General features: G+C 57.2%; 24 protein-coding genes. 10 read left to right on the top strand and 14 right to left on the bottom strand.

From position 1 onward, the window contains the following. Window positions 1-59: 59 nt before the first annotated feature. From AAFH49_RS07745 to mazG, 8 genes are all read right to left on the bottom strand, one after another. Window positions 60-1,703: a tetratricopeptide repeat protein gene (locus tag AAFH49_RS07745; protein ID WP_342297089.1), complete on the bottom strand. Its 1,644-nt coding sequence runs from the start codon at window positions 1,701-1,703 to the stop codon at window positions 60-62. Window positions 1,704-1,757: 54 nt separating this feature from the next. Next, a complete protein-coding gene (locus AAFH49_RS07750; RefSeq protein WP_342297091.1) occupies window positions 1,758-2,750 on the bottom strand; it encodes a PstS family phosphate ABC transporter substrate-binding protein in 993 nt (330 codons plus the stop codon). Beyond that, complete coding sequence (locus AAFH49_RS07755) at window positions 2,743-3,015, bottom strand: hypothetical protein (protein WP_342297093.1); 273 nt, start codon at window positions 3,013-3,015, stop codon at window positions 2,743-2,745. The genes AAFH49_RS07750 and AAFH49_RS07755 overlap by 8 nt, the downstream gene beginning before the upstream one ends. A gap of 380 nt (window positions 3,016-3,395) precedes the next feature. Next, entirely contained in the window at window positions 3,396-4,223 is an 828-nt protein-coding gene (locus tag AAFH49_RS07760) for an energy transducer TonB (protein WP_211532026.1), read from the bottom strand. After that, the gene (locus AAFH49_RS07765) at window positions 4,220-4,756 is read right to left on the bottom strand and encodes an ExbD/TolR family protein (RefSeq protein ID WP_342297095.1); all 537 of its coding nucleotides are present in this window, start codon (window positions 4,754-4,756) and stop codon (window positions 4,220-4,222) included. The genes AAFH49_RS07760 and AAFH49_RS07765 overlap by 4 nt, the downstream gene beginning before the upstream one ends. A 53-nt stretch (window positions 4,757-4,809) precedes the next feature. Further along, window positions 4,810-5,442 carry an ExbD/TolR family protein gene (locus AAFH49_RS07770; RefSeq protein WP_198069142.1) on the bottom strand — a complete coding sequence of 211 codons (633 nt, stop codon included), beginning with the start codon at window positions 5,440-5,442 and terminating at the stop codon, window positions 4,810-4,812. Between the two features lie 89 nt (window positions 5,443-5,531). Then, window positions 5,532-6,413 carry a MotA/TolQ/ExbB proton channel family protein gene (locus tag AAFH49_RS07775; RefSeq protein ID WP_425293324.1) on the bottom strand — a complete coding sequence of 294 codons (882 nt, stop codon included), beginning with the start codon at window positions 6,411-6,413 and terminating at the stop codon, window positions 5,532-5,534. Window positions 6,414-6,680: 267 nt separating this feature from the next. Then, complete coding sequence (gene mazG / locus AAFH49_RS07780) at window positions 6,681-7,538, bottom strand: nucleoside triphosphate pyrophosphohydrolase (RefSeq protein WP_342297098.1); 858 nt, start codon at window positions 7,536-7,538, stop codon at window positions 6,681-6,683. A 75-nt stretch (window positions 7,539-7,613) separates the two neighbouring features. Between mazG and glmM the strand changes: the two genes are divergently transcribed. From glmM to AAFH49_RS07800, 4 genes are all read left to right on the top strand, one after another. Beyond that, window positions 7,614-9,011, top strand: a complete 1,398-nt coding sequence (gene glmM, locus AAFH49_RS07785; protein ID WP_342297099.1) for a phosphoglucosamine mutase — start codon at window positions 7,614-7,616, stop codon at window positions 9,009-9,011. A gap of 141 nt (window positions 9,012-9,152) precedes the next feature. Next, a complete protein-coding gene (locus tag AAFH49_RS07790) occupies window positions 9,153-10,322 on the top strand; it encodes a cysteine desulfurase family protein (protein WP_342297100.1) in 1,170 nt (389 codons plus the stop codon). A 174-nt stretch (window positions 10,323-10,496) separates the two neighbouring features. Then, complete coding sequence (locus AAFH49_RS07795) at window positions 10,497-11,174, top strand: hypothetical protein (RefSeq protein ID WP_342297101.1); 678 nt, start codon at window positions 10,497-10,499, stop codon at window positions 11,172-11,174. A gap of 93 nt (window positions 11,175-11,267) precedes the next feature. Continuing rightward, on the top strand, window positions 11,268-11,720 hold the full coding sequence (locus AAFH49_RS07800) for a PRC-barrel domain-containing protein (protein WP_342297102.1): 453 nt from the start codon (window positions 11,268-11,270) through the stop codon (window positions 11,718-11,720). A 12-nt stretch (window positions 11,721-11,732) separates the two neighbouring features. Here AAFH49_RS07800 and AAFH49_RS07805 read toward each other — a convergent pair whose 3' ends face one another. After that, the gene (locus tag AAFH49_RS07805; RefSeq protein ID WP_342297104.1) at window positions 11,733-12,926 is read right to left on the bottom strand and encodes a T9SS type A sorting domain-containing protein; all 1,194 of its coding nucleotides are present in this window, start codon (window positions 12,924-12,926) and stop codon (window positions 11,733-11,735) included. A 132-nt stretch (window positions 12,927-13,058) separates the two neighbouring features. Further along, window positions 13,059-14,105 carry a ferrochelatase gene (hemH, locus tag AAFH49_RS07810; RefSeq protein WP_342297106.1) on the bottom strand — a complete coding sequence of 349 codons (1,047 nt, stop codon included), beginning with the start codon at window positions 14,103-14,105 and terminating at the stop codon, window positions 13,059-13,061. A 227-nt stretch (window positions 14,106-14,332) separates the two neighbouring features. On the opposite strand from hemH, the gene era reads away from it, so the two are divergent. From era to AAFH49_RS07825, 3 genes are all read left to right on the top strand, one after another. Next, a complete protein-coding gene (era, locus tag AAFH49_RS07815) occupies window positions 14,333-15,229 on the top strand; it encodes a GTPase Era (RefSeq protein WP_342297107.1) in 897 nt (298 codons plus the stop codon). A 158-nt stretch (window positions 15,230-15,387) separates the two neighbouring features. Further along, entirely contained in the window at window positions 15,388-16,716 is a 1,329-nt protein-coding gene (gene der, locus AAFH49_RS07820; RefSeq protein WP_342297109.1) for a ribosome biogenesis GTPase Der, read from the top strand. A 157-nt stretch (window positions 16,717-16,873) separates the two neighbouring features. Beyond that, window positions 16,874-17,146, top strand: a complete 273-nt coding sequence (locus AAFH49_RS07825; RefSeq protein WP_342297110.1) for a hypothetical protein — start codon at window positions 16,874-16,876, stop codon at window positions 17,144-17,146. Window positions 17,147-17,271: 125 nt separating this feature from the next. Here AAFH49_RS07825 and AAFH49_RS07830 read toward each other — a convergent pair whose 3' ends face one another. From AAFH49_RS07830 to AAFH49_RS07845, 4 genes are all read right to left on the bottom strand, one after another. After that, on the bottom strand, window positions 17,272-17,856 hold the full coding sequence (locus AAFH49_RS07830; RefSeq protein WP_342297112.1) for a hypothetical protein: 585 nt from the start codon (window positions 17,854-17,856) through the stop codon (window positions 17,272-17,274). Window positions 17,857-17,963: 107 nt separating this feature from the next. Beyond that, entirely contained in the window at window positions 17,964-18,764 is an 801-nt protein-coding gene (gene murQ / locus AAFH49_RS07835) for an N-acetylmuramic acid 6-phosphate etherase (protein WP_342297135.1), read from the bottom strand. Window positions 18,765-18,836: 72 nt separating this feature from the next. Further along, entirely contained in the window at window positions 18,837-19,082 is a 246-nt protein-coding gene (locus tag AAFH49_RS07840) for a cytochrome b5 domain-containing protein (protein WP_342297114.1), read from the bottom strand. A gap of 9 nt (window positions 19,083-19,091) precedes the next feature. Continuing rightward, a complete protein-coding gene (locus tag AAFH49_RS07845; protein WP_342297115.1) occupies window positions 19,092-20,249 on the bottom strand; it encodes a formimidoylglutamase in 1,158 nt (385 codons plus the stop codon). 198 nt (window positions 20,250-20,447) lie between these two features. Between AAFH49_RS07845 and AAFH49_RS07850 the strand changes: the two genes are divergently transcribed. From AAFH49_RS07850 to AAFH49_RS07860, 3 genes are all read left to right on the top strand, one after another. Continuing rightward, the gene (locus AAFH49_RS07850; RefSeq protein WP_342297117.1) at window positions 20,448-22,247 is read left to right on the top strand and encodes an AMP-dependent synthetase/ligase; all 1,800 of its coding nucleotides are present in this window, start codon (window positions 20,448-20,450) and stop codon (window positions 22,245-22,247) included. Between the two features lie 137 nt (window positions 22,248-22,384). Then, window positions 22,385-22,864, top strand: a complete 480-nt coding sequence (locus tag AAFH49_RS07855; protein WP_342297119.1) for a MarR family winged helix-turn-helix transcriptional regulator — start codon at window positions 22,385-22,387, stop codon at window positions 22,862-22,864. 108 nt (window positions 22,865-22,972) lie between these two features. Next, window positions 22,973-25,378, top strand: a complete 2,406-nt coding sequence (locus AAFH49_RS07860) for a 3-hydroxyacyl-CoA dehydrogenase/enoyl-CoA hydratase family protein (RefSeq protein ID WP_342297121.1) — start codon at window positions 22,973-22,975, stop codon at window positions 25,376-25,378. Window positions 25,379-25,382: the final 4 nt, after the last annotated feature.

Below are 25,382 nucleotides of genomic sequence, written 5' to 3' on the forward strand. Positions count from 1 at the left end.
CAAAAAAAAGGCCCCTCCGCAGCTGCGGAGGGGCCTTTTTACACTAATTGCCAAAGCAATTACTTCTTCTTAACCGTGGTCTTGGTTGCGGTCTTCGTAGTAGTAGTCTTGGTGGCCTTGGTGGGGGCGCTGAGAATCTTGATGTTATTCTTAGCACCTGCGTTCTCCGGGTCCAAAGCCAGCACTTGCTCGAAGTAGCCTTTAGCGGCCGCTTTGTCGCCTTTCTGGAAGCTATATACGCCCAGATAGCCATTGGCTTCCACTACGCCTTCTTTGAACTTGGTGGGGTCAGCACCTTCAGCCTTCGAAAGCTCGATGTATTTCTCGTAATACGGCTTGGCCAAGCCTTGTTTGGCTTCGGGGTCGAGGTACGAATTCACCTTAGCGCGGGCCAGATAGCCGGGACCATACGTAGGCTTAGCCGTCAGGATGATGTTATAAACGCTGTCAGCACGGGTGTACTGCTTGTCGCCGGTGAGGGCGGTAGCCAAGCGGAACTGGTCGGTCAGGTCGCCTTTGCAGTTGGTCAGCTTGTAGCTGTACACGCGGGCGGCACCTTTGTAGTCCTTCTGGTTGGCATAGATGGCAGCCAGGTCATTCTGGAAGTCACAAGCCTTGCTCGGGTCTTTCTTGATGATGTCGCTGATACCGGCAATGGCTTCGGTGCCCTTACCAGTTTTGCTCATGATTTTGTACTTGTAAGCCAAGTCTTCCGGGATGACCTTGTCAGCCGGGGCAACTTTCATGTACGCATCCATAGCAGTCGAAGCACCAGCAAAGTCACCGGTTTCGTATAGCAAATACGGCTTCAGGCGGTTCATTGTGAGGTTGTTGGGGTCGCTTTGCAGCACCTTGTTTACCTCAGTCAGCGCCTCCGGGTACTTCTTGGTCAGGTAGAGAAACGACGCGTACTGAGCACTCGTCGAGGGCGAATTCTCGGCCAAGTCGGTGTACTTCTTGAATGTGCTCAAGGCTAGGTCATACTGCCCGGCATAATAGTACATGTCGGCTAGCTCACGGTAGGCCGGGGCGTAGCTGGGGTCCAGTTCAATTGCCTTGTTGAGGCTTTCACGGGCCGCGTTGAAGTTGCGCGAACGCACGCTCAATGCACCTTTCTTGTAGTAGGCCTGAGCGTAGCTGGGGTTAGCAGCAATAGCCCGGTCATAGCTGGTCATGGCCTCGCCACCGCCTTGGTCGGAGTGCAGGAATACATCGCCACGAGCAACCATTAGCGCCGGGTCGTCCTTTTTGAAAACGGCCTGAGCCGCATCCATATACGTCTGGGCCTTGCCGGTATTTTTACCGTCAGACTCACCGTATGCCTGTGCTATCATCGTCAGCACTTTGCCGTCTTTGTTCTTGGTTGCCTTGGCAGCGGCATCAAACTGAGCCTCAGCTGGAGAAACCTGACCTTTGGCCAGCAATGCGCGGCCAGCTGCTACCTGACCAAAAGGAGTAGAGCCAGCGGCTTTGTTGAAGAAGAACGCAGCCGAATCCGGCATATCACGCATCTGATACAGGCGGCCCAGCTCGAAAGCAGTTTCGGGCGTGGAGCCGGGGCGCAAAATGGCGCGGGCCTCGTTATACCGACCCAATTCAATGTCGCGTTGGGCGGTTTGCACGTTTTGGGCGGTGGCCGCCGTAGTACCTGCTACCATCGCAACGGCAGCGAGCAGCGGCTGTTTCCAGGGCTTGAAACTCATAGGAGAAGAAAAAGGATGAAAAAGCAATGAGAAATTGTTACGCGAAAAGCGCACTTACAGTTTAGGCGTGGTAATTATTCGGGCCTGCATCTGAGCCGGTAGTAAACCCGACTTCTGAAAAATCAACTGACCATTCTTGCCTGCCACGAAAGATGCAAACCCTGTGCCTAATCCTGCCCGCGCTTCCCGGCTGATGACGTAAAGGTTGCGCCGGAGCGGGTAATTCTGCAAATCCGGGTCCTGCGCCAGCTGCTCCGGCGTCTTTTCCGCCAGATACACCTGGTAGGGTTGAATGAAGTCGTTCGGCTTGGGATTGGGCCGGGCCGTGATGCTGGCCACCCGCACCTTATTGGCAAACTTCATGGCGGCCGGGTCGTCCCGGTCCGAAATCCAGTTCACGCCCACCACCCCAATGGCGCTGGGGTGAGTTGCAACATAATCCAGCAAAGCGGGGTTCGATGTGGCGGCAAAAACCCGACTGGTAAGTGCGGCCCCGTGCGTCACCGAGTCACGCACGAAACGCGTCGTGCTGCTCCGGTTCGCATCAAATACCACATTGATATCCGCTAGTCCTTTCTTGCCGCTAACCTGGCTCCATTTGCTGGTTTTGCCCGTAAAAATATCCGCCAGCTGCGCCACCGTCAGCAACGAGTCCGGGTTGCTGCGATTGAGGACAATAGCTAAACCGTCGATGCCAATGCGCGTAGTGCGCGGCACAATGGTTTGCTTGGCAAAATCGGCCTGCTCCTCCGCATTCAGCTCGCGCGATACCACGGCCAGCTTCACCTTGTCGTTGATGAGGTCCAGCATCACCTTTTCCTCCGGCTGAAAGCTCATCTTGACGTGAGCGTTCGGATAGAGCTTAGCAAACGTGTCTATCTGCGCCTGCAGAATGGGCGCAAATGTTTCATCGACGCTCACCGCAACGTTTCCGCTGGTAGGGGTGTCCTGGGCTCCTGGCGAGCCTGGGCCGTTGCAGGAAGCAATGGCAATGGCTCCGGCCAGCACCGTAACACCAGCAGTCAAAAAGTGAGCGCGCTTAATCATTATCGTCAGAAATGGTTTTTTTGCGGAAATGCTCTTGGTAGCCTCGGCTAAAGCGAAGCAGGCCATAGAGAATGAAAACGGAACCCAGAACCCGGCGGGCTATTGGGCCCAGCTGAATGATTGCACCGGCAGAAGGGCTATTGGCCGACCACCACAACCACACGCCAAGTCCCATATATACCACGGCCATCAGGAGCACAAAGTAACGCACCAGCCGCTGGGGCGACTTACCGAGCCGCTCCTCGGTAGTAGGCAGGTTGAGCATAAACAGGAAAATTCAGAAATGAATATATAATAAACCCAAAAAAACTGGGTAAAGGTTCGACGGGCAATAGTGAAGGTCCTGAACCGGGCTACAAAAAAGCCAAAAAAACGCTGCTTTTCATAGAAACCTGCATTTTTCTGACTTTAACGGATTTGCACCATTATTTGCTTCGTGAGCCAAGGTATTTCTTGAATCAAGCGGCCACTGAAATTGATTCTCCAATAAGAAGCATTCAACGACTTACCACAATTAAACGGTATTCGAAGGCGCAGATTTTCTCATGTTACGCTGAGTTTGAATGCAATAAAAAAACCCTGAACCGAGCCATGAAGCTCAATTCAGGGTTTTTACTAATTCAGAGCTAACTCCGAATTAAAAACCTATTGAATTTTGAAGGTAATCGGTACGGTAAACGAAACGCTTACTGCACGGCCGTTCTGCTTACCGGGGATAAACTTGGGCAGGGTTTTCACCGCCCGAATCGTTTCCTCGTCAAGACCCGAACCGAGGCCTTTTACCACTTTCACATCCGAAACGTCGCCCTGCGGGTTCACCGTAAAGCTAACGAAGATGCGACCTTCAACCTGGTTGCGAAGCGCCAGAGGGGGGTATTTCACCGCCTTCTGGATGGCATTCACGATAGCGGCGTTACCACCACCACCGGGCAGCTGAGGCATCTGTTCTACGTAGGTGTAGACTTTGTTCTCAACCACTTCTTCAACCACTTTGTCGCCGGTTCCGGAGAGTTCGGAAAGGTCGGGAGCATCCGTATTACCTTTTACGGTTACGGTGGCTACCGTCTTGTCCTTCAACTCTTCCTGGTCCGGAACCTCTTCCTTCTTCACTTCCTCATCCTTTTTCACCACCGGAGGGGTGAATTTGATGGTGGTGAGCTTGGGGGGAGGGGGTGGCGGTGCCTCGGGGGGAGGAGGGGGGGGCGGTGGCTTCGTCTCATCCAGAGGCGGAGCGTCCATCAGCACGTTCTCCTTGAGGTTTTTCGGAGCTTCCTTCGGCATCTTGTCTTTCAGATACTGAGCGATGAGCGGGAAAAACACGAGGAGCGCGAATACCGACGTAGCAATAATCAGTGCCCGGGTAACGTGCCGCTGGTACAAGCGACGCAGTACGTAAGCACCGTATGCCTTATTACGGCCTTCAAAAACGATGTCGTTTAAGCTGGCCTTGGCAATTTGCGCATTGTCCATCATAGGGCTGAGTCTTTAATAAGGTCCAGGTCGTCTTTGGGTACCTTCACCAGCGCGTATTTCTTCTGGTTCGTGATGTTCATCTCGTCCAGAATATCCACCATGTTTTTATACTTGGCGTCTTCGGTTGCTTTGATGAGGATGATGGGCTCCGGCTTCTGGCGCTGACGGTCCAACAGGACCTGGCGAATGCCATTGGCTGAGAAGTTCGTCACCTTCAGTTCGGGCTTGGCTACGGTTTTGTCATTGGGCGTATTCAGACCGAAGTAGTAATACGCCTTGTTGTCTTTGCCGAGGATGATGGTCATGGCCTGCGAGGCCTTGATTTTCGTGTCCTCCACATCGTCCGTTTTCTTCACCGGCATCGTGAGCTGCATCACGTTGGGCTTGGCGAAGGTGGTGGTCAGCATGAAGAAGGTGAGCAGGAGGAAGGCCAAGTCCACCATTGGGGTCATGTCGATTTTGGTCGACATTTTCTTGGCCCGCTTCTTCCCACCTTTTCCACCGGAGTCGGCTTTGCCTTGAATTTCTGCCATGGGATTTAGTTAAGTGAGGAGATTAGAAACTGAAGCAGTAGGAGCAGCCAATATTATTTGGCGGCGGCTACGGGCTTGTTTTCCATGTCCGTAATGAGGTTGAAGCGGTTGATATCCTTCTCCTGCAATACCTTGATAACCTGCTGCACCGTGGGTACATCAGCATTGCCGTCGCCTTTGATGGCGATGTAGGTAGGCTTGTGGAAGATGGCCTGGTTAGCCGTGCGAGCCGCCAGCACCCAGTCAATCAACTGGTTATTGAGCGAGTCGAGCGGAACACCGGGCTGTTGGGCATTCACCTGCTTGCGGTCTTCCTTGGCCATGTTCAGGTAAGAACCCAGCTGGCTGATGGGTAGGCCGAAGTTGGGCAGGTTGCTGAACTCCTTGGCCTGCGCTGCGGTAAAGTTTACGCCATATTTAGCGCCTACTTTCTGCAATGCCTGAATCTTGGTTTGCGGCGCATCAACACCAAAGAAGACGCGCTTCTTAGCATCGACGGTCAGCGTAATCACATTGTTCTCGGGCAATTTAAGCTCCGAAGTCGATGACGGCGTGTCCACCACCACAGTCTCTTCGGGGGCAAACTTGGTGGTGAGCATGAAGAATGTCACCAGCAAGAAAGCCAGGTCCACCATCGGCGTCATATCGAGCGACGGCGAGGTACGGTGCGGTTTTACTTTGGGCATTGCGAGGTGGGGTTAAAAGGGGGCGACTCATTCCGAAGAACGAATCGCCCCGCGTTTTAGTGCATCAGCCAGTAGCTGCGCAAACGGAATTAAACCGTCTGGGTAGCCGTGGTCTGGCCGTGCTGGCCAGCGAACGTCTGGATGATGCTGAAGCCAGCCTCGTCGATGCTGTAGGTCAGCTCGTCAATTTTGCTGGTGAAGTAGTTGTAAGCCACGATGGCCAGGGCCGAGGTGCCGATACCCAGTGCCGTGTTAATCAGAGCTTCCGAGATACCGTTTGCCAGTGCAACTGCGTCGGGAGTACCAGCCTGCGCCAGAGCGGCGAAGGCGCGAATCATGCCGAATACCGTGCCGAGCAGACCGGTCAGGGTTGCAATCGAAGCGATGGTCGAGATGATAACCAGGTTTTTCTCCAGCATGGGCAGTTCCAGCGCGGTGCTTTCCTCGATTTCTTTCTGGATGGCCAGTACTTTCTGGTCGGTGGTCATGTTGCGCTCACGAGTCATCTCGTTGTACTTCATCAGACCGGCTTTCACCACGTTGGCAACCGAGCCTTTCTGCGCGTCGCAGGCAGCCAGGGCACCGTTGATGTCGTTGGCGTTCAGCTTCTGACGCACGGTGCGTACGAAGCTCTCAATGCCTTTCGAGCCTTTAGCCTTGGCGATGGTCAGCATGCGCTCAATCGAGAACGTGATAACGCAGAGGAACATGGTGAGCAGGAACGGAACGATAACACCGCCCTTGTAAATCACACCGAGGTAATCGCCGGGGTTGGGGTTGTTTTCGCTGTTACCGCCCTGGAAGTGGCTACCATCACCGAAAACAAATTTGTAAACGATATAGCTGATGATGAAGGCCAAAATGATAACTATCACGGAGAACAGCGAGGCGCCACCGCTGCTTTGGGCTTCGGCTTTGGCGGCCGTTGCGGCGGGCCGTGGGCTCGTATTCATGGCATTTTTCTGTTCCATTGTGCCGGAGTGTTTGGGGTTATTGAGTGAAGTAGTTGAATTGAGTGGGTAAAGAAAATGCAAAAAGTTGGTTGGGAGCGCAGGCGACGGCAAAAAGACAATCGATAATCCCGTAATGAGAGGATTAAAATAGCACTTACCGAAGTCTAAACTACCCGACGAGCCGTCTTAGCTGGGCAAACCTAACCAAAAAGTGCGGCCTGACCAAAGAAAACTTGCCTGCACCCACTAGAATTGCAATGAAAGTTGGATGAAGTTTCCCCAACGCTAAACTGTGCCTTTGGGTTGAGTTGGGCGGCGTTTGGCTTCTTCCCAGTACACATCCATCTGGGCCAGGGAGAGGTCGGCGAGGCGCTCATTATTGGCGGCGGCGGCGGTTTCCAGGTACTGAAAGCGGCTGATAAACTTGCGGTTGGTGCGCTCTAGTGCTTCCTCGGGATTGATGCCGGCGAAGCGGGCAAAATTGACCAGCGAAAAGAGCAAATCGCCGAATTCGTCGGCCGCTTTTTCGGCGTCCATCCGGTCGGGATTGCCGTGGTTGTACTCCGCGCCAAACTCGTTTAATTCTTCCTGCACTTTGTCCCATACCTGCTCGGGCTGCTCCCAATCGAAGCCCGCGCCCCGGGCTTTTTCCTGAATGCGCATGGCTTTCACCAGCGCGGGCAGGGAGGTGGGCACGCCGCCGAGAACTCCGGTGGTATTGCCTTTTTCCTTGAGCTTGAGTTGCTCCCAATTGCGCTTTACCGTCTCTTCATCGTCGGCCTGCACGTCGCCGTAAATGTGCGGATGGCGGTAAATTAACTTTTCGCACTGTGCATTAAGCACATCGGCGATGTCGAACGCTCCTCGTTCGGCGGCGATGCGGGCGTAGAAAGTCAGGTGAAGCATGACGTCGCCGAGCTCCTTTTTGAGGTCGGGGAGGTCGTCGCGCAGAATGGCGTCGCTGATTTCGTAGGTTTCCTCGATGGTGAGGTGCCGCAGGGATTGCAGCGTCTGCTTTTTATCCCAGGGGCATTCGGTGCGGAGACGGTCGAGCACGTCGAGCAGGCGGCCGAAAGCTTCGAGCTGGGCCGGGCGGCGCGTGCTGGCCAACAGGGAACTAGTGGGGGGCGTAAGGTTTTCCATTATTCCAAAGATAAAACTCTGTGACGCCAACCGGTTGCTAATGCCTAATTTTGGTCTTTCAAATTAACTACCTCCGTGACTTTAATAAAATCTATTTCCGGCATTCGTGGCACCATTGGCGGGCCGGTGGGCCAGGGCCTCACGCCGCTCGACGTGGTGAAGTACGCTGCGGCGTATGGCACCTGGGTTAAAACCCAGAATACCGATAGCAAGCTGATTGTCATCGGCCGCGATGCCCGCATTTCGGGCGATATGGTGAGCCGCCTGGTGGCTGCTACACTGCAAGGCCTCGGCCTCGATGTGTGCGACCTGGGCCTGAGCACCACGCCCACTGTGGAAATGGCGGTGCCTGCCAAGAAGGCGGCCGGCGGCATTATTCTCACCGCCTCGCACAACCCGAAGCAGTGGAACGCGCTGAAACTGCTGAACGCAACCGGCGAATTCATCTCGGAAGCTGATGGACAACAGGTGCTGGCTTCGGCCGAAAGCGAGGACTTCGACTTTGCGCCCGTGACCAAGCTGGGCCAGTACACTACGGACGCGACTTTCCTCAAAAAGCATATCAAGGCCATTCTGGCGCTGCCGCTGGTGGATGTGGCGGCCATCAAGGCCCGCAACTTCCGGGTGGTGGTGGATGCGGTGAACTCCTCGGGCGGCTTTGCCGTGCCGCAGCTGCTGGAAGCGCTGGGCGTGACGACGATTGAGAAGCTGCACTGCGAGCCCACCGGCGACTTTGCCCACAACCCTGAGCCGCTGCCCGAGCACTTGCGCGACATCGCCAAAGTGCTGGAAAAAGGCGGCTTCGACCTCGGCATCGTGGTGGACCCCGACGTGGACCGCCTGGCGCTGGTGAGCGAAAACGGCGAAATGTTCGGCGAAGAATACACGCTGGTGGCCGTGGCCGACTACGTGCTGAAAAGCCTGGGCGGTGGCAACACCGTGAGTAACCTGAGCAGCACCCGCGCCCTGCGCGATGTGACGGAGAAGGCCGGCGGCAGCTACTCGGCCGCCGCCGTAGGCGAGGTGAACGTGGTGACTAAAATGAAGGAAACCAACGCCGTAATCGGCGGTGAGGGCAACGGCGGTATCATCTATCCCGAGCTCCACTACGGCCGCGATGCCTTGGTGGGCATTGCGCTGTTCCTGACGCACCTGGCCAAAACTGGCCTCACGGTGAGCCGCCTGCGCAACTCGTACCCGAGCTATTTCATCTCAAAAAATAAGATTGAGCTGACGGCCGACATCAATACCGACGATGTGCTGACCAAAATGGAGCAGCGCTACGCCAAGCAGCCGGTGAACACGATTGACGGCGTGAAAATTGAGTTCGATAAGGAGTGGGTTCACCTGCGCAAATCCAACACCGAGCCCATTATTCGCATCTACGCCGAATCGGATTCGAATTCTACGGCCGATTATCTGGCCCAGAAAATTATTGGTGATATCAAGGAGATTATTGCTGCCAAGAGTTAATTAGTCGGTGTTCTGCCCAATTAGAGCGGCTACTGTGGGCTGGTTTCAGTTTGAAAGCCGAAATTTGTATTTGTGTATAGCTTGATAGAAGCCGGGTGCACCCACGCCCGGCTTCTGACTTTTTCTGCTGAAATGACATCTATGACGACAACTTCCCCCACCGCCCCCGCTTTCGTTTATTTCGACAACGCTGCCACCACGCCCCTCGACCCCGAAGTGCTGGAGGCTATGCTGCCATTTCTGCAGAATCACTACGGCAACCCCAGCAGCCTGCACGGCCCCGGCCGGCAGGTGCGTGCCGCCATCGAGAATGCCCGCAAGACGGTGGCGCACCTGCTGAATGCCGCGCCGGCCGAAATCATCTTCACCAGCGGCGGTACCGAGGCCGACAACTACGCCGCCTTTGGCAGTGTGCGGACGCTGGGGCTGAAGCACGCCATCACCTCGCCGCTGGAGCATCACGCCGTGCTGCACCCCTTACAGGCGCTGGCCAAGAGCGGCGAGATTGAGTTGCACTATGTGAAACATGACGCGCAGGGCGCGCTGGATTTGGGCCATCTGGAAGAGCTACTGGCCACGCAGTCGCGCACCTTCGTGAGCCTGATGCACGCCAACAACGAAATCGGCAACCTCAACGACATTGCTGCCATCGGCGATATCTGTGCCCGGTACGATGCCATCTTTCACACCGATACGGTGCAGACGATGGGCCACTACCGGCACGACGTGCAGCAGCTGAAAAATCACTTTATGGTGGGTTCGGCGCACAAATTTCATGGGCCGAAGGGCGTGGGGTTCATCTACACCCGCAGCGGCTTGCAGGTGAGCCCGCTCATCCACGGCGGTTCGCAGGAGCGCAATGTGCGCTCGGGCACCGAAAACGTGTACGGCATCGTGGGTTTGGCCAAGGCGCTGGAAATTGCGGTGCGCGACCTGGCGGCTCACCACGCGCAGGTGCAGGCCCTGAAAACCCGCTTCATCGAAAAGCTGCGCGCTGAGGTGGGGGATGTGCAGTTCAACGGCTTGTCGGAATACGCCGACAAGAGCCTATACACGGTGCTGAGCGTGAGCCTGCCGCCGTCGGCCATCAGCGAAATGCTGTTGTTTAACCTTGATATCAGTAAGGTGGCGGCTTCGGGTGGCTCGGCTTGTACCAGCGGGGCGCAGGCCGGCTCGCACGTGCTGGAGGCCTTGGGCTGCGACCCCGACCGCGCCACCGTGCGCTTCTCGATGAGCAAGATGAATACCGAAGCCGAAGTAGACTATGCCGTGGCCGTGCTGGCCAAGCTATACCGGCCGGTGGCAGTGTAGGTGGCTTGCCTCGTTTAAATAGACAAAGTCCGGCTGCATTTCAGATGTAGCCGGACTTTTTTTTAGGTCTTTGACGAGGCCTGAGATTGGGTGCCTTGGCAAACCGTGTTGCCTGGCTTAATGATGACTACTTTTCGGCTCCTTCCGTAAACTACGTCGACAACTTATTTCTGCATGGCTGATATCAATATTCAACGCAAAAAATCTTCGCCCAGCCCGTGGCTGCTGGTGCTGCTGGCGGCCGTAGTGGTGGCAGTGGCCGCTTATTTCTTCCTGCGTCCCGACCCGGCCGATGAGCCCGCGCCGCCCGTGGCTACTCCCGAAGCAGCTACTCCCGCTACTGCTCCGGACACGTTGGTCGCCGCCGCGGCTGTAGACCAGGCCACACGTCGCGCCGCCATTGATGCCATTCCGCAGGGCGACACCACCCAGGATGCCGGGAGCACCGAAACGGCGGCCTCTCTGGCCACGCAAGCCGCTTCTGACCCCGCCGCGCCCGACTATGCCCGCAATGGACTGCAAAAACTGACTGGCGTACTAGTGTCGCTCACCGACCGCGACGACCTGCGCGACCCTACCACCACCGAGCAGCGCGACAACCTAACCAGCGCCACCGCCCGCCTCGGCGAGCCCAATACCAGCCTGCGCCCCGGCTTTGTGGCGGTGGCAGGCCTTATCCGGGCCATGCAGCAAAAGGCTTATCCCGAATTGGAAGAGCAGGCCAATGCGTTGGTAAGCCTCGCGGGCCAGCTATCCGGCCGCAGCGCCACGGCGGCTGAGCAACGCCAGAATCAGCAGTTTTTGACCCAGGCTGCCGCTGCCGTGCGCGTGCTCAGCGAGCCGAAACAGTAAAAGCGGTATTCAGTAGTGGGCAATCAGTAGTCAGCTGCCCATTCCACCTTATATCTGATTACTAACTACCCACTACCGAATACTAACCTTCCCATGGAAACTCCCGTCCTGCGCCGCTTGCGCGACCTCACCGATTTTGAAGTGGCCGATGGCAACCCCGACGTGCGCGGCTGGACCGTGCGCGGCTCCGATGGCCAGGCCCTGGGCACCGTCTTCGAGTTGATTGTGGAGCCCGAGGCCATGAAAGTGCGCTACCTGGACGTAGAGCTGGATAGCCGTTTCAACCTCAATGACCACGAAAACCACATTCTGCTGCCCATAGGAGCCGCTGCGCTGGATGAAGACGGCGACAACGTATTCGTGCCCGCACTCAATGCTGAATCCGTGCTGAATTACCCGCACTACGTCGAAGTCCAGATTACCCGCGAGTACGAGGAAGCCATGCTGCGGGCCTTGGGCAAGGAAAGCACCACCGCCAACCCGCGCTTCTACGAGCAGGATTCATTCGACGCAGATAGCTTCTACAATCGCCGCCGGGCTTCCTGAACTGGTCGGAAATTATTGCCGCGCAATGCGGCGGGTGAGTATCTGCCCATCGGGCAGGCGCAGGCTGAGCACGTAGAGGCCCGGAGCCAGCCCAGTCGTTTGCACCCGCACGGCACCCGCTCCGGCCGCCGTGCTACTTACAGCAAATTCCTGCCCCACGGCATTGTGGCAGCGAATTTCCGTCGGCAGCACGTTGCCGCTGATAAAAAATGCGTCGGTACTGGGATTGGGATAGATGCTGAAATCAGCCTCGGTGGCGCGGCGCGTGGCGGTGGCGGTGCGGTTGGGCGTAGCCAACCAGATGGTGGCGTTGAGGAGGATGCGGGCGTGGTCGCCGTTGGCTTCGGCAGCCCAGCCGTCATACAGGCTGTTGCCGGGCGCGCCCGAACCATCGTCGGGCGGCGACGAATCGCCGAGGGCGACCACGCGGCCCCGGCCGTAGCGGGCCCGCGCCACGATGGTCCCGGTGGTGCCGGTAGTGGCCGCGCCGGGCTTGAACAAGGCTCCGCGTACGCTGGCATTGGCGGTGGGGTCGAGGGTTATGCTGGCGCCGTTATGGTATTCCATCGCCACGGGGTTGCCGGCGGGGCCGTGTAGCAGCGAGTCGGCCGGCGCGGTGGCCGCGCCCACGCCGGTGGTGAAGACGAGATTATTGAGGTCGAAGGTGATGCCGAACGGGTTGACGGGACTGGCCGAGGCCATGAGGTCGTTCCAGATGGCGGGCGAATCCCATCCATCGCCGTTGCGGTCCGAAATGGTGTGGTCCGAAATCATGAACAAGCCGCCGCCGTTGCGCACATAGCTCAGAATGGCCGTTTTTTCAGCGGCAGTGTAGCGCGTGTTGGGCTCGTCCACGATGTAGGTGGCGTAGTTGCGCAGGTCCTGGGCATTCGTTGCATCGCCGTAGGTGATGCGGCCGCTGCTGGGCAGCGTTTCGACCTGATAGCCGCGCTTCACCAAGGCAATGCCCCAAGAGGAGAGGGCACCGGTCCAGTACGTTTCCGGCGTGCTGGCCGTGATGGTGCTTTGCGCGGGCGTGGGCAGGCGCTGGGGACTGCCCGAAACATCAGAATCAATCACCCAATCGGCATTGCCAGCGGTTTGGGCTTTGGTGGCATCAAATAGAATTTTAACGACTTGCTGAGCTTGAGCCTGTGTGCCGGCCAGTAGCCCGAAAGCAAGTGCTAAAGTGTAACGAATGCGCATCTGGGTGGGAATTTGCTGATTAAGAAACCTTAAAGTTACACAAGGCGCGTTAATAGAAATATGAAAATAAAAGAAGGCGCTGCCGAGCTAAGCTCAACAGCGCCTTCTTTAGCTATTCGATTGTTTACGTGCCTAATTCTGCCGAATCATATTGGCCACGGCCTCCACCCAGTATGGCTCTGAGTTCAGCGAAGGCACCAGCTGCCAGTGCTTCCCGCCGGCCTGCTCGAACATTTCCTTAAATTCCTCGCCCACTTCGATGGTCGTCTCCAAACAGTCGGCCACGAAGGCGGGGGAGAAGGCCAGCACATTATTAATGCCTTTGGCCGGGAATTCTTTGATAACCTCGTCGGTGTAGGGTTGGAGCCAGGGGTCGCGCAGGCGGCTTTGCAGGCGGCTCTGGAAGGTGACGGTGTACTGGTCGTCGCGCAGGCCCAGCTCGGCGGCCAGCAGGCGCGAAGTTGCGAAGCACTGCGCCCGGTAACAGTAGCGGTTGTTCTTATTGTAGCTGGCGCAGCAGGTGCCCAGCTTGCAGTAGCCCTTAAAGCTGCCCTTCAGCACGTGCCGCTCCGGAATGCCGTGGTAGCTGAATACGATGTGGTCGTAGCTGTGCTTGGCCATTTCGGCCTTGCCCCGTGCCCCAAAGCTGCTGATGAAACCGGGGTCATCGGCAAAGGTGCTGATGAAGCTGATATTCGGCACTATCCACCAGTCTTTCACGATGTCCATCACCTTCTCCTGCACCGAGCCCGTGCTGGCCGACGCATACTGCGGAAACAGCGGCAGCACGATGATGCGGTCTACGGCCGCATCGCGCAGCTCCTCCAGCGCCTTCTCGATGCTGGGCTTCTGGTAGCGCATGCCGAAGGCCACCACGTAGTCCTTGCCCAGCACTTCCCTCAGCTTGGCTTGCAAATCGAGCCCGTGGTAGAGCAGGGGCGAGCCCCGCTCGGCATCCCAGAGCTGCTGGTAGATTTTAGCCGATTTCGGGGCCCGTAGCGGTACGATGATGCCCTGGAAGAGCGGGTATCGAATGGCGGCAGCCATGTCAATCACGCGGCCATCGGTCAGGAATTCGTTGAGGTAGCGGCGCACGTCGGGCGTGCTGGGCGAGTCGGGCGTGCCGAGGTTGACGAGGAGCACGCCGATGCGGCGGCCGGGAGTAGCGGGAGAATTCATTAAGGCAAAGTTCGGAAGTGTAGCGTGGACTCTGCGAGTCCGCGCGTGGTTGGATGTTCGACCAAAACGCGGACTCGCAGAGTCCACGCTACACGCGCTTGCCCAGCAAACAGCTGGCAACCGGCATGGTTTCAGACGAGTTGCTACTTGCCCGATTTCCATCCCACCCTAGCTTTTCCGCGCCGCAAGCCGTACCTTTGCGGCCCTGATTATCAAACCCATCCATCGTGAACCCCGAAACTAAACCCCACCGCGCCGGCTTCGTGAGCATCATTGGCAAGCCCAATGTGGGCAAGTCCACGCTCATGAATGCGTTGGTGGGCGAGCGGCTCAGCATCGTCACGAGCAAGGCCCAGACTACGCGCCACCGCATCCTGGGCATCCTCAACGGCGATGATTTTCAGCTGATTTATTCTGATACCCCCGGCATCATCCAGCCCAAATACGAGCTGCACAATGCCATGATGAGCTTCGTGTATTCGTCGCTCGAAGATGCCGACGTGGTGCTCTTCGTGACCGATATCTACGAGAAGCACGACGAGGAACCCGTAGTGGAGCGCCTGCGCAAAATGACGGACACGCCCATCATTCTGCTCGTCAATAAAATCGACCAGGCCAACCAGGAAGAAGTGGAAGCCAAGCTGGCCTACTGGAAAGAACAGCTGCCCAACGCCGCCGAAGTGCTGCCCATCTCGGCCCTCAATCATTTCGGTACCGACGGCGTGCTACAGCTGGTGATGGAGCGCCTGCCCATCCACCCGCCTTACTACCCCAAAGACGAGCTAACCGACAAGCCCGAACGCTTTTTCGCCGCCGAAATGGTGCGCGAGAAAATCTTCAAGCTCTACAAAAAAGAAATTCCCTACAGCTGCGAAGTTGTTATCGAAGAGTTTAAGGAAGAGGATGATATCATCCGCATTCGCGGTATCATCTACGTCGAGCGTAACTCCCAGAAAGGCATCGTTATCGGCCAGGGCGGCGAGGCGCTGAAGAAAGTAGGCACTTGGGCGCGCGAGGAAATGGAGAAGTTTTTCCAGAAGAAAGTGTTTCTGGAAATGTATGTGAAAGTGAACGAGAACTGGCGCACCGACCCCAAAGCGCTGAGCCGGTTCGGGTATCAATAGGCCTGTAGCGCGGACTTTTAGTGCGCGACTAAACTGTTATTTAAAGTAATCTACTCGCGGACTTTTAGTCCGCGCTACAAATATTCCGACCATCTATAACTAACACACCCCGGGCACTGCCGAATCTAGGTCGGGTCGGCGGCTGGGGCAAAGACATCATGTCAAAGCAAAACACGGTCGCCATCGTTGGGCGGCCCAACGTGGGCAAATCCACGCTTTTCAATCGCCTCGTGGGCCAGCGCAAGGCCATCATGGACAACGAGAGCGGCGTTACCCGCGACCGTCACTACGGCTACGGCGACTGGATTGGCAAGAACTTCACCGTGATTGATACGGGCGGTTACGTGCACAATTCGGAAGATATTTTCGAGGGCGAAATCAACAAGCAGGTGAAGCTGGCCATTGAAGAGGCCGACGTTATCCTCTTCATGGTAGATGCCGAAGCCGGCGTGCACGGCCTCGATGAGGAGTTTGCGCACGTGCTGCGCCGCTACATCAGCAAAAAGCCCATCTACATGGTGGCCAACAAGGCCGACACCAACCTGCGCGCCAACGGCGTGGGCGAGTTCTACTCGCTGGGCCTCGGCGACGGTGAAATCTACGCCATCAGCAGCGCCAACGGTCACGGCACCGGCGAATTGCTGGATGCCGTGGTGGCCAACTTCGACGACCCGGGCATTGAAGAGCCCGAGTCGGAAATCCCACGCATTGCCGTGGTGGGCCGCCCCAACGTGGGCAAATCCAGCCTCGTGAACCTGCTGCTTGGCGAAGACCGCAGCATCGTAACGGAAATTGCCGGCACCACCCGCGACTCGATTTCGGCCCGCTACAATGCCTTCGGCAAGGAGTTTATCCTAGTTGATACGGCCGGCCTGCGCCGCAAGGCCAAGGTGAGCGAGGACGTGGAATTCTACGCCAACATGCGCAGCCTACGCGCCTTGGAAGAGTGCGACGTCTGCATCGTGATGCTGGACGCCAGCCGTGGCATCGAGGCTCAGGATGTGAACATCATCACCCTGGCCGACAAAAACCGCAAGGGCATCGTGATTCTGGTGAACAAGTGGGACCTGGTGGAGAACAAGGAAACCAATACGGCCAAGGATTTCGAGGCGAAAATCCTGGAAAAGATTGCGCCGATTGCCTACATCCCGATTGTGTTCATTTCGGTGCTGAACAAGCAGCGCGTGCACAAGGCCATCGAAACGGCCATCGAAGTGTACCACAACAAGCGCCGCAAAATCCCGACCTCGCAGCTTAATGACATCATGCTGAAGGAGATTGAGAAATACGGCCCGCCCGCGCTCAAAGGCAAGATGATTCGCATCAAGTACGTGACGCAGCTGCCCACGCACAACCCCGTGTTCGCCTTCTTCGCCAACCTGCCGCAGTACGTGCAGACCAACTACGTGCGCTACCTCGAAAACCGCATGCGCGAGCATTTTGACTTTACGGGCGTGCCCATCGGCATCCTGTTCCGCAAGAAATAAGCAAGGCTATATTGGCCTCATACATTCTTCACAATTTTTTTTCAGCAGCGGGTTACCTTCTTACGGTCGGGGTATAAAGCCCCGAATTTGAAGTTAAGCTCCGGCCAAACCTTCAGAAGTTGCTTGAAAATCAACCACATTTAAAACAAACCCCAAGATGAAAAAAGTATTGTTCCTCGCCCTGGCCCTCGGTTCGTTCACCTTCTCGTCGTGCGACAGCAAGAAAGAAGATGCACAAGAGCAGGTTGGCGAAAACGTGAAAGAAGCTGGCGAAGCCAAAGCTGATGCCATGGAAGACAAGGCTGATGCCGTACGTGACTCGGCCGATGCCAAAGGCGAAGCCATCCAGGACAACGCTGACAAAATGGACGCTGCTGCTCCCGCTGCCGGCACCACCACCACTACCACGACCGAAGAAGTTAAGAAGTAATTCTTGCTGCTTTAGCGTAAAAAAAAGCCTCTCCGGCAACGGAGAGGCTTTTTTGCGTTTGGACCGTAGCGCGGACTTTTAATCCGCGAGTGATTCGTTTCCAGACGCGGACTATAAAGTCCACGCTACAAATCGGTTTCGGGCAGACCAAGTCGGCGGTTCAGCAAACCATCTACTACTTCAAACAGGCGGCGCGGCTCGTAGGTGCGCCAGGGCAGGTCGTCGAGCTGCCCGCCGAAGTTCACGTAATTGTCGACGTTGTACTGCTTCATTTCGCGCAGCACATGCTCCTGGAAGTTGATGCCCGCAATCCAGCCGTCTTCCACGTCCTCGTACCATTCTTCGTAATAATCATCGTCGGAGCCGTGGAAATTGAATACGTTTTCGCCGATGAGAATGAACTTGCGAATGCCTTCGTGCACCAGAATATCGATGATATTCCGTTTCAATTCCATGATGTCGTTTTCGATGGCATCATTCCACTCGCCGATAAATTCGAGGACGGCAATGCCTAACTCGTAATCAGCAAAGAGGATTTTGACGAACAGCGTGTCCGACCCCAGGCTGTCCCACTGCGGGTGGATGTAGTAGCCGTAAATCGTATTAGTGTAAGTGTCGAGACTGTTTTCGGCTTCGAAGAGCGGCGAACGCGGGTCTTCGGACGCGGAATATTGCTCAATCCAGTTGTAGTGCGGCTCGATGGTGTGCATAGGGCAGAGGACGCACCGGTTATAGCTGATGCGTCTCTAGAAACGCCATAAATGCTGAATCGTTCGCCCGAAAAAATAAGCCTGTGAGACACAAGCTAAAGCATATGCTACTGCTGGGCCGCATTCAGTGCCGCGCGCACGCTGCCGTGCTGCTTGAGCAACTCCGCCGCCTCGGTTTGCCCGATGCCGAGCTCATCCATCAGCATGCGTTCGCCCCGGTCCACCAGCTTCACGTTGGATAGCTTCATGTCGACCATCTTATTGCCGCGCACGTAGCCCAGGCGGATAAAAGTGGCTGTGGTGAGCATGTTGAGCGTCATTTTCTGGGCCGAACCGGCTTTCAGGCGAGTGCTGCCCGTGATAAACTCCGGCCCCGTCACCACTTCCACCGGAAACTCGGCTGCCGCCGCCACTGCCGAACCAGCGTTGCACACCACACAACCGGTTGCTAAACCGGCCGCCCGGGCCCGCTGTAGCCCGCCAATGACGTAGGGCGTGCGGCCCGAAGCTGCGATGCCCACCAGCACGTCTTTCGCGGTGATATTATGCGCCTGCAGGTCTTTCCAGGCCTGTTCAGCATCGTCTTCCGCACCTTCCACCGCCACCCGGATGGCCCCGTCGCCACCCGCCATGATGCCTACCACCATTTCGGTCGGCACCCCGAACGTAGGTGGGCACTCCGACGCATCGACCACGCCCAGACGCCCACTGGTGCCCGCCCCGATGTAGAACAGCCGCCCGCCGTCGCGTAGCCGGGCCACCGTAGCTTCTACCAACCGCTCAATTTGCGGCAGGGCTTTGGCTACGGCATCAGGAACGGTGTGGTCTAGGCGATTCATGCCGGCCAGCAGCTCGGTGGTCGACAGCGTTTCGAGGTGATTGAATTCGGAGGGCGCTTCGGTGGTCATCATAGTGGAGAACATGCTTTGGCATGTTCAGAGAAAAAAGAAGTTCAGATGGTGAACAAGCTAAAGCATGTTCTACAGCAATACCCCAATGACGGGGAAATTATCGAATACGTTGGCGGTGTGGGGCGCGTCCTTGTCCAGTTCGGCCGTCAGGTCCTGGCCGGCCCAGTGCTCGTAGTGGTTGCCGCGCCGCCACAAGCGCGAGCGGCTCACATCGTAAATCTGGCCCTGGTACGCCACCCAGATTTCGTCGCGGTCCTGGCCGTTCCGCAGGGCCAGTTGACGAATGGTGTAGGAGGGTAGGGGCAAAGTTTCCATCAACGAAATCTAGCTCAACAGCGCCTGCAAGCGAATCCAACGTTGCGGCAGGTCGCCCTGCGAAGCGTTCAGGTAGTCCTCATACGTGCAGGGCACCACGCGCTTAGTGGCATTGTCGCCGAGGCGTTCCACTTCCATCCACCACTTTTCGGCGCGGCGCGACTTGTAGAACACCAGCTTGTCGGGGTTGCCGGGCAGCACCACGGTGTAGGTGAGGAAGCGGAAGGTGCCGAAGCCGGTTTCGGGCTTGCGGTGATAGAAACCTTCCACGAAGTACCAGAGCATGGTGGCGATGGTGGCGGCGGCCAGGCCATTCGGGTCCACATCGGCGCGGTAACCGTAGAGGCCGAAGGAGCTAAGCTGCTCGTTGTGACCAGCGTACCAGCACAGCTGCGTAGCTTCCTCATTGCCCAGGCCGAAGGGGTTAGCCGGGTAATAGCCCGGTGAGTCCTGCCAGCGAATGGCGGCAATGTCTACGCTCATGAAGTCGGCCTGGCGCACCAGCGGCTCGGCCAGGCGGCGGTCGGCGCGCACCTCGCCCACGCTCATGGTATCGAAATGCAGCTTTTCGAGGGCCACCATCACTTCGGGCGGCGTGAGGTATTGCTGGTGGCCGAGGTGGGCCAGGCTGAACACGATGTTGGGCTCATGTACCAGCAGGCGGCGCAGGTGGCTTTCCTCGGGCGGGGTGCCGGGGCCGGGCTCGGCCATATCGGGCCGCGAGTCCACTATCGTTACATTGATGGTGCGGTCCTGGGCTTCGTAGGCCAGAAACTGGCCGTAGTCTAGGTCGTGGCTGCCCCCGAGCAGAATGGGCACCGTATTTTCCTCCAACAGCGCCCCGATGATTTCGCGGAGGCGCTGGTAGGTGTCTTCCAAAGTGAGGCCCGGGCGCAGGTTGCCGAGGTCGACCAGGCGTAGCATTCCTGAGCCTTTTTGCAGCTGGTAGAAGCGCTGACGCACTTCGTTGGGGCCGTGGCGGCGGGCATTGGGCGGGCCGGCCGCGCTGCCGCGCCACTCATCGAGGCCAATGAGGGCCAGGTCGGCGGTGCGCCAGTCGGGAAAAGTTTCGGTGAAGCGGGTGGCGTAGGCGGCCAGCGTGGTAGGCGCGGGCGAGGCTTCGGTCAGCGTTTCCGGCAGCGGGTCAAAAAACAGGGCCAGATTCATTGGGAGCGGGAATGCTAGAGCTCAAAATTACGCCGAAAAAAGCCGGATTTTGGGGCTTTTTGAGCGTTTTCGCGGTCAATTTGGTTTTTAGCCGTAAGAGCAATGCCACAGATGTGGTTAGCCTGCCATCGTGTAGCCCCAAAAAAAGCGCTTTATTTAAGCTGAATTTCACGCAATACGCCTTATCCGACCCCACCCATGGACGTTCGTCGCGCCTTTGATATCCTAGCCCACCAAATTGCCGAGTCGCCCAAGTCCGACGCCCTGGCCTCCAAAATCGACGGTAAATGGGTGCCCATCAGCAGCCAGCAGCTACAGGACCAAGCCAATCTGGTGTCGCTGGGCCTCATGTCACTCGGCCTCAAGCGCGGCGATAAAGTGGCCATTATCAGCATGAACCGCCCGGAGTGGATGATGGCCGATTTCGGCATTTCCCAAATCGGGGCCACCAGCGTGCCGATGTACCCGAGCATCACCGTTGAAGACTACAAGTACATCTTCACCGATGCCGGCGTGCGGGCTGTGTTCGTGGCCGATAAAAAGCTGTTCGACAAGGTGAAAGAGGCCACGCAGGGCCTGGATATTCCCGCCGAAAACATCTTCACCTTCGATAAAATTGAAGGGGCCCGCCACTTCAGTGAGCTATTAGAAATTGGCAAAAAAGGGAATGCCGCCGACCTGGAACCGCTGAAAGCCGCCGTCGAGCCCGACGATTTGCTCACGCTCATCTATACCAGCGGCACCACCGGCCAGCCCAAAGGCGTGATGCTCACTCATGATAACATCCTGAGCAACTGCCGCAACTCGCAGCGCTTCGTGCCCGTCACGAAAGAAGATAAGGCGCTCAGCTTCCTGCCGCTCTGCCACATTTTCGAGCGCATGGTGACCTACCTGTACATGATAAACGGCGTGAGTATTTACTACGCCGAAAACATGGACGTCATCGCCGACAACCTGCGCGAGGTGAAGCCCGAAATCTTTACCACCGTGCCGCGCCTGCTGGAGAAAGTGTATGATAAAATCGTGCAGAAGGGCCACGAACTGGAGGGTATCAAGAAAAGCCTGTTTTTCTGGGCCCTGGATTTGGGGCTGAAATACGATACCCAAAAAGACCAGGGCTTTCTCTATAATACTCAGCTGGCGCTGGCCAATAAGCTCATTTTTAATAAATGGCGCGAGGCGCTGGGCGGCAACTTGCGCTGCATTGTGAGCGGCGGCGGAGCCTTGCAGCCGCGTCTGGCCCGCGTGTTCTGGGCGGCGGGCATCCGGGTGATGGAGGGCTACGGCCTGACCGAGACCTCGCCCGTAATTGCTGTGGGCGGCTACGAGCCGGAGAATAACATGATTGGCACCGTGGGCCCGCTCATCGATAATGTGGAGGTGAAAATCGCCGCCGACGGCGAAATCCTGACCAAGTCGGCCTCCGTGATGAAGGGATACTACAATCAGCCCGAGCTTACGGCCAAGGAATTTGACGAGGAAGGCTGGTTCCACACCGGCGATATCGGCGAGTTGGTGAACGGCAAGTTTCTGAAAATCACCGACCGTAAGAAGGAGATGTTCAAAACGTCGGGCGGCAAGTACATCGCCCCGCAGGTCATCGAAGGCAAGCTCAAGGAAGACCCGCTCATCGAGCAGGCCATGGTGGTGGGGGCCGACCAGAAGTTTGCCGCCGCGCTGGTCATTCCGTCCTTCTCCGACCTCAAAGGCTGGTGCAAGCGCAACGGCGTGCCCGATGCCTCGAACGAAGAGCTGGTGAAAAACCCAAAAATCGTAGATCTCTACGAGGGCCTCGTAAAGAAGTACAACCAAAGCTTTGCCCAATGGGAGCAAGTGAAGAAAATCACCCTTCTGCCCGAGCAGTGGACGGTAGAAACGGGTGAAATGACCCCCACGATGAAGGTGAAGCGCAAAGTCATCACCGAAAACCACAAGGATGCGATTGAGGGAATGTATGCGCGGGCCGAGAAGGAGCCGCACGAGCGGACGGCCCATTAGGCAAATAAAGCAGCGCGGACTTTTAGGCCGCGAGTGGGGCAATCCATTCGCAGACTAAAAGTCCGCGCTGCTTTTTTGCTAAGTGTTATGCAAGCCTAACAAATTTTTCGTAAGTTTACCGCACTATCAGCCCGCCCATGAAACCCGAAGAAACCGTCGATTATAACATTAAAGTGGCCTGGCACGCGATTTCGCGGATGTATAACACCCAGGCCGCGCAAAACGATATTACGACCAGCATTGGCTTCGTGCTGCTCAATATCGACCAGGAGCGCGGCACGCCGGCCACCAAAATCGCCCCGCTGCTGGGCCTCGAAACCCGCAGCCTCACCCGCATCCTGCGTAGCATGGAGGAAAAAGGCTTGATTTACAAACAGGCCGACTCGGTGGATAAACGCTCGGTGCGCATTTTCCTGACCGAACTCGGCTTGGAGAAAAAAGAGGTTTCGCGCCAGACGGTGCGGCACTTCAACCTGAAAATCCGGGAGAAAATCCCGCAGAGCCAGTTGGATGTTTTCTTCAAAGTCGCGGCCCAGATTACGAGCATGATTGAGGGCAAAACCCTGTTTGAAGAATTTGTGCTGAAGCCGTTACGTACCGAGTCTTCGGCTTCTTAAGCCTCGCAATAAATGGAATAGACTATCATGCCTCAACAATACCGGCATGACGGTTTCTCATTCTTTCCAGAAACTCATTACCACCCACCTCATCACCCCCAAAAGAGGATGAATCGAATCATCAAGAAAGTGGCCGTGCTCGGCTCCGGCGTCATGGGCTCGCGCATTGCCTGCCACTTCGCCAACATCGGCGTGCAGGTGCTGCTGCTCGACATCGCGCCCAAAGAGCTGCTGCCCGACGAAGAAAAGAAGGGCCTCAAACTCGACGCGCCGGCGGTGAAGAATCGCATTGTGAATGCGGCTTTGCAGGCTGCAATCGTTGCCAACCCGTCGCCGCTCTACCGCAAGGCCGATGCCAGCCGCATCAAAACCGGCAACTTCGATGATAACCTGAAGGACATCGCCACCTGCGACTGGACGATTGAGGTGGTTATCGAGCGCCTCGACATCAAAAAGAGCCTCTACGAGCGGGTGGAGCAGTTCCGCAAGAAGGGTACGCTCATTACCAGCAACACCAGCGGCATCCCGATTCACCTGCTGGCGGAGGGCCGCTCGGAGGATTTCAAGCAGCATTTCGCGGGCACGCACTTCTTCAACCCGCCGCGCTATTTGAAGCTGCTGGAAATCATCCCGACGCCGGACACCAAGCCGGAGGTGCTGGATTTCCTGCAGCATTACGGCGATTTGTACCTGGGCAAAACAGTGGTTTTGGCCAAGGACACCCCCGGCTTCATTGCCAACCGCGTGGGCGTGTGGGCCCTGCTCGACGCCATGCAAACCATGCAGAAGCTGGGCCTAACCGTGGAGGAAACCGATAAGCTGACTGGCCCGGTAATCGGCCACGCGAAGTCGGCCACGTTGCGTACTTCCGATGTGGTGGGCCTTGATACGACCATCAACGTGGCCAACGGCCTGGCCCAGGGCCTGCCGGATGACGAGGCCAAAGACGTATTCGTGCTGCCCGATTTCGTGAAGAAGATGGGCGAGAGCAAGTGGCTGGGCGACAAGACTGGCCAGGGCTTCTATAAGAAAGTGAAAGGGGAGGGCGGCAAGTCGGAAATCCACGCGCTGGATTTGAACACGTTGGAGTACAAGCCGAGCCAAAAGGTGAAATTCGCCACGCTGGAAATGACCAAAACCATCGAGAAGCTGGCCGACCGCTTCAAGGTGCTGGTGGGCGGCAAGGACAAAGCCGGCGAGTTTTACCGCCTGAGCTTCGGCGGTTTGTTTGCCTACGTGAGCAACCGCGTGCCGGAAATTTCGGACCAACTCTATAAGATTGACGACGCCCTGCGCGCTGGCTTCGGCTGGGAACTGGGCCCGTTTGAAACCTGGGATGCGCTGGGTGTGCAGGCCGGCGTGGACCTGGCCAAAGCGGCCAGCCGCACCGTAGCCCCGTGGGTAGAGGAAATGCTGGCCGCCGGCAATGCTACCTTCTACAAGGTAGAAGACGGCGTGCGGAAGTTCTACGACCAGGCCAGCAAGAGATACCAGGCCATTTCGGGCGTGGAGAATTTCATCATTCTCGACAACCTGCGGGCCAGCGGCAAAGTGCTGTGGAAAAACTCCGGTGCATCGGTCATCGACCTAGGCGATGGCATTCTGAACGTGGAATTCCATTCGAAGATGAACTCGCTGGGCACCGATGTCATCCAAGGCTTGCTAAAAGGTGTGGAGATGGCCGAAGCCGGCTATCGTGGCCTCGTGGTGGGCAACGACGCGCCGAACTTCTCGGCCGGTGCCAACCTGGGCCTCGTCTACATGCAGGCGCTCGACCAGGATTTCGACGAGCTGAACATGATGATTCAGCAGTTCCAGCAGGCCATGATGCGGATGCGCTACAGCAGCATCCCGGTGGTGGGCACCCCGCACGGCCTCACGCTGGGCGGCGGCTGCGAGCTGAACCTGCACTGCGACCGCGTGGTAGCAGCCGCCGAATCCTACATCGGCCTCGTGGAATTCGGCGTGGGCCTGATTCCCGGCGGCGGCGGCACCAAGGAAATGACCCTGCGCACCGCCCTCAAATACGAAGACGGTGAGCCCGAATTCAACCTGTTGCGCAACACCTATATGACCATCAGCACGGCCAAGGTTTCAACCTCCGCCGCTGAGGCCTTCGACCTGGGCTTCCTGCGCCGGGGCGATGAAGTGGTGCTGAACAGCAACCGCGTTATCGCCGCCGCTAAATCGGCCGCGCTGGACCTGGCGGATGCCGGCTACACCCAGCCGATGCAGAAAACCAACATCAAAGTGCACGGCAAAGGCGCACTGGCCATGTTCAAAACCGGCGTGTACGCCATGCAGCAGGGCAACTACATCTCGACCCACGACCAGTTCATTGCCGACAAACTGGCTTATGTGATGTGCGGCGGGGACTTGTCGTCGCCTACCGAAGTGAGCGAGCAGTACCTGCTGGACTTGGAGCGTGAGGCCTTCCTGTCGCTGTGCGGCGAGCGCAAGACCTTGGAGCGGATTCAGTCGATTCTCACGACGGGTAAGCCGCTGCGCAATTAATTCA

The sequence above is a fragment of the Hymenobacter segetis genome (genome assembly GCF_038448715.1).
Classification (GTDB): domain Bacteria; phylum Bacteroidota; class Bacteroidia; order Cytophagales; family Hymenobacteraceae; genus Hymenobacter; species Hymenobacter segetis.

Coding starts and splice junctions, on each gene's coding strand:
- AAFH49_RS07830 (WP_342297112.1), bottom strand. CDS start 17,856: ATGCACACCATCGAGCCGCACTACAACTGGATTGAGCAATATTCCGCG.
- AAFH49_RS07840 (WP_342297114.1), bottom strand. CDS start 19,082: ATGGAAACTTTGCCCCTACCCTCCTACACCATTCGTCAACTGGCCCTG.
- AAFH49_RS07755 (WP_342297093.1), bottom strand. CDS start 3,015: ATGCTCAACCTGCCTACTACCGAGGAGCGGCTCGGTAAGTCGCCCCAG.
- AAFH49_RS07775 (WP_425293324.1), bottom strand. CDS start 6,413: ATGGAACAGAAAAATGCCATGAATACGAGCCCACGGCCCGCCGCAACG.
- AAFH49_RS07860 (WP_342297121.1), top strand. CDS start 22,973: ATGAATCGAATCATCAAGAAAGTGGCCGTGCTCGGCTCCGGCGTCATG.
- AAFH49_RS07765 (WP_342297095.1), bottom strand. CDS start 4,756: ATGGCAGAAATTCAAGGCAAAGCCGACTCCGGTGGAAAAGGTGGGAAG.
- AAFH49_RS07800 (WP_342297102.1), top strand. CDS start 11,268: ATGGAAACTCCCGTCCTGCGCCGCTTGCGCGACCTCACCGATTTTGAA.
- AAFH49_RS07825 (WP_342297110.1), top strand. CDS start 16,874: ATGAAAAAAGTATTGTTCCTCGCCCTGGCCCTCGGTTCGTTCACCTTC.
- AAFH49_RS07795 (WP_342297101.1), top strand. CDS start 10,497: ATGGCTGATATCAATATTCAACGCAAAAAATCTTCGCCCAGCCCGTGG.
- AAFH49_RS07850 (WP_342297117.1), top strand. CDS start 20,448: ATGGACGTTCGTCGCGCCTTTGATATCCTAGCCCACCAAATTGCCGAG.
- der (WP_342297109.1), top strand. CDS start 15,388: ATGTCAAAGCAAAACACGGTCGCCATCGTTGGGCGGCCCAACGTGGGC.
- AAFH49_RS07855 (WP_342297119.1), top strand. CDS start 22,385: ATGAAACCCGAAGAAACCGTCGATTATAACATTAAAGTGGCCTGGCAC.
- AAFH49_RS07790 (WP_342297100.1), top strand. CDS start 9,153: ATGACGACAACTTCCCCCACCGCCCCCGCTTTCGTTTATTTCGACAAC.
- AAFH49_RS07760 (WP_211532026.1), bottom strand. CDS start 4,223: ATGATGGACAATGCGCAAATTGCCAAGGCCAGCTTAAACGACATCGTT.
- AAFH49_RS07845 (WP_342297115.1), bottom strand. CDS start 20,249: ATGAATCTGGCCCTGTTTTTTGACCCGCTGCCGGAAACGCTGACCGAA.
- murQ (WP_342297135.1), bottom strand. CDS start 18,764: ATGACCACCGAAGCGCCCTCCGAATTCAATCACCTCGAAACGCTGTCG.
- AAFH49_RS07805 (WP_342297104.1), bottom strand. CDS start 12,926: ATGCGCATTCGTTACACTTTAGCACTTGCTTTCGGGCTACTGGCCGGC.
- mazG (WP_342297098.1), bottom strand. CDS start 7,538: ATGGAAAACCTTACGCCCCCCACTAGTTCCCTGTTGGCCAGCACGCGC.
- AAFH49_RS07770 (WP_198069142.1), bottom strand. CDS start 5,442: ATGCCCAAAGTAAAACCGCACCGTACCTCGCCGTCGCTCGATATGACG.
- AAFH49_RS07745 (WP_342297089.1), bottom strand. CDS start 1,703: ATGAGTTTCAAGCCCTGGAAACAGCCGCTGCTCGCTGCCGTTGCGATG.
- hemH (WP_342297106.1), bottom strand. CDS start 14,105: ATGAATTCTCCCGCTACTCCCGGCCGCCGCATCGGCGTGCTCCTCGTC.
- AAFH49_RS07750 (WP_342297091.1), bottom strand. CDS start 2,750: ATGATTAAGCGCGCTCACTTTTTGACTGCTGGTGTTACGGTGCTGGCC.